Source organism: uncultured Subdoligranulum sp. (assembly GCF_937890665.1).
The window spans coordinates 1-3,398 of sequence record NZ_CALADU010000014.1 but is presented as its reverse complement, the minus strand read 5'-3'; the positions used below and the strand labels follow the sequence as shown (position 1 = coordinate 3,398).

At 43.8% G+C, this 3,398-nt stretch carries 3 protein-coding genes; all 3 read right to left on the bottom strand.

What is annotated here, in order from left to right:
- A partial coding sequence (locus Q0526_RS00610; protein ID WP_298729841.1) for a carbon-nitrogen family hydrolase occupies window positions 1-663 on the bottom strand: 663 nt, incomplete at its 3' end.
- Window positions 664-905: 242 nt separating this feature from the next.
- Window positions 906-1,565 carry a GntR family transcriptional regulator gene (locus tag Q0526_RS00605; RefSeq protein ID WP_298729840.1) on the bottom strand — a complete coding sequence of 220 codons (660 nt, stop codon included), beginning with the start codon at window positions 1,563-1,565 and terminating at the stop codon, window positions 906-908.
- 518 nt (window positions 1,566-2,083) lie between these two features.
- Window positions 2,084-3,398 (bottom strand): MATE family efflux transporter (locus Q0526_RS00600; RefSeq protein WP_298729839.1); only part of this gene is annotated, 1,315 nt, incomplete at its 5' end.

Genomic DNA, 3,398 nt, shown 5'->3' with positions numbered 1-3,398 from the left:
AATCTCCCCCCAGGGATCATACGCGACAGAAAAGCCTCCATATTGAGTTTCTCCTGCCGCTCCACAGGAGTTTGTTGCAACAACAAAACACTGGTTCTCAACAGCACGTGCCTGAGATAAGATTTGCCAATGAAGCTTTCGTGCTGCCGGCCACTGGGCTACGATAAACAAAACATCAATTCCTGGTACGGTCATAGTGCGAATTAGTTCCGGAAAACGCATATCGTAGCAGATAATAATGCCGCAAGATACCCCGTCCAAAGTAAAACGGGACACATGATCACCAAAGGCAAAGTAATCATGCTCATTCATAGGGGTAAACAAATGCGTTTTATCATACTCGGCCACGCATTCTCCCTGGCGATTAAACACATAGGAGGTGTTGTAAACCTTTCCATTTTTTACGTTGGAAACAGATCCCGCAACCAAATTCACATTGAGCTCTTTTGATAGCTTAGAACACATCTCCTTTACCCTGTAGCCATCCTGATCACTGAGTTCAACAAGATTATCTTTGGGAAAGAAGCCCACATTCCAGGTCTCGGGCAGGGTAATAATATCTGGTCCCTGCTGAGCTGCCTGGCGAATTAATTGCTCCGCCCGAGCAAAGTTGATATCCGGCTCGGCAAATTTCATGTCCATCTGTACCAAACTAACTTTCATAATCCCACTCCCTCTAAACTGCTTCTTATTTCGCAGCATTATTGAATTCAAAATATTGAATATTGTATGCCAAACATCGTATGCAATTTGAATTTTACGAAATCTTATATCATTTGTCAAGATAACTTTTATGCTTCATAGCAATCTTTGGTTATTTTGTCATGGTATGTATTTTACTTTTCGAGAGGGAATACTCCTGACATCTCACTAAAAAAGGCAATAACTATCACTATTTCAAAATATCACTGAGATATATCCGCATGCTGCTGAATATTTTCTGTCGTTTTCTCCATGTGATATCTCATTGCCTGAATTGCTTTTTGAGGATCTCCCTCTTCCAAGGCATTTAAAACTTCTTTGTGCTCAGCCAACGTCTCTTGTCTACGCACATCAGATGTTAATGCTCGCATGCCGGCTACACAAATCATATCATTCAAATTATCCAGCAGAGAAATTAACGTCTTATTTTCACTCAATTTATAAATCGCCAAATGAAATTCTCGATCCATCTGAATAAATTGATAAACTGGCACATTTGTTTCTTCTACTGCCTGTCTTTGCACTTCAAACAGCCGCCGAATTTCTTTTAGATACTCCTCTGTAATATGCTTAGCCGCATCCTCAACGGCAGATACTTCTAATGCAGTACGTACCTTCATCAAATCAGACAAGTATTTGTGGTCAAAGCTTCTAATTACAGCTCCTTTATATGTCTCCAGCACCACCCAGCCATCATGCTCCAACATTTGAATTGCTTCGCGAATTGGAGTTCGGCTAACTCCTAATGTTTCAGACAGGGTACGTTCATTTAACTCAACACCAGCCTGATAAGTTCCATCGATAATTCCTTTTTTAATAATCTCGTATACTTTATACTTGTACGGCATTTGTTTTTCGATCATTACACCATTATAGCCCCTTTCAAAAATAAAGAAGAGTCTCGTCTCTATGCTTGCTTTTTAAGCGCTGTTCGTTCTTCTTGTTTCAAGAATTTCTTAATGTGCTATGGTTCGAGATTAAATTGTCTTACCTCTTTATTTCAATATAGCATAGTTAAAAGAAAATTTCTAGAAGTGACTGCCTATACCTATTTTTTATCTTCTTTCTTCTAATTTCAGTCTTATCTTTGCGGCATAACAATACTCCCTCCATAATTGACACTGTTTCATCTCACTGTCTCTCATAGAGGGAGCATATCACCATTGTACGAAGCCATGCTTCTATTTTCTTTTGTTGTCTCCCAATCAGGAGTCAGCAACAGACTGGAGGCCTGTTGCTTATAATAGCACGCAGATATTGTTTCAAAAAATTGTAGTTAACCAGAGCAGAGATCCCCTTTGCTTTAAAACCAACTTCATTACTTATAGTCTTCACCACATCCAACAACCTGCATCCATCAGACAAATAGTACAAGGTACATTCAGCAATTATTTTTCTCGCATATGGCCTGAAAGTCCAGCTTTCGAATCCGAAGATAACATAAAACTCCTCGTACAATCAGATCTGCTACCATGGCAATCCAGGCACCGGCCAGACCTGTTGGTATACGTCCAATCAAAAGTAATGCCAACGGAAGCCGAACACACCACATTCCCATTAATACCACAACAAACGGAAATCTGGTATTTCCAAGTCCGCGCAACACACCAGACAAAACAATAGAGAGGCTAAACAAGGGTTCCGATATGGCCACGATCCTCAGCATATCAGCAGCCAATGCAATAACAGCCGGGTCGGAAGAAAAAATTTGGGCCAGTGGTGTGGCTAGGAAAAAGAGGAACAACCCTCCCAAACACCCAGACCACAACCCAATCCAACCTGCCGCAGAACTAAAACTGCGGCTGTCCTTTGAGGAGTTTGCCCCCACAGACTGCCCAACCAATGCAGTGGCTGCAAAGGAAATACCTTGCGCAGGCAGATAGCTGATCCCTTCCGCTGTCACAGCAACATGGTTTGCGGCCAGGGCCAGGTTTCCTAATGATGTAACCAAACCAGTCATAATCAGCTGACCGCTGCTGATCGTTACTCGCTCAAGGCCAACAGGAATTCCAAGACGCAGTGCTCTGCACAAAATTTTGCTGTCTGGCCGCAGCGGGATGGAGAATGATAGCTTCACTGGGCTGTCACGGAAAAAAAGGATTAGGATTGCACACAGTCCAGCCAACGAGACAGACGCCGCCGTAGCAATAGCCGCGCCCGATACCCCCAGGCCTGCCCCCCAGATAAACACGGAGTGCCCCCAAATAGTTATCGTTCGGTCTGGGAAAATAAGCAGGAAATTTAAAACCACATTGAGCAGATTTGCTCCGGTATTCAGCAACAGGGGAGTGCGGGTATCTTTGGCACAGCGAAGAATAGCAGAAAAAACGGCCAGTGCAGATTGGAGCGGCAGTCCCAGGCTGTAGAAAAATAGGTAACGCTGCGCATCGGACAAAATCGTTGGATCTGCACCCAGCAGTTTGGGCAGCCAAGGTGACAGACAAAGGCACCAGGTCATAACCAGGAGTCCAAACAAAATACTGCCCCACAAAGCTTGAAGAGACACCTTGCGTGCAGCATCAAGGTTTCCACGCCCAAGATTATGGGCGGTCTGAACGGAAAACCCCACTCCCACAGCGGACAGGAGTCCTACAACCAGGAACACGGTAGAGGAATTAATTGCCACTGCCGCAGTAGCGTTAGCTCCTAAAGAACCGATCATCGCAGTATCAACATAGGTAGCCATAGTCAGCAGC

What these genes read in the sequence shown, in the direction of transcription:
- Q0526_RS00605 (WP_298729840.1), bottom strand. Translation starts at nt 1,565, where the DNA reads ATGATCGAAAAACAAATGCCGTACAAGTATAAAGTATACGAGATTATT.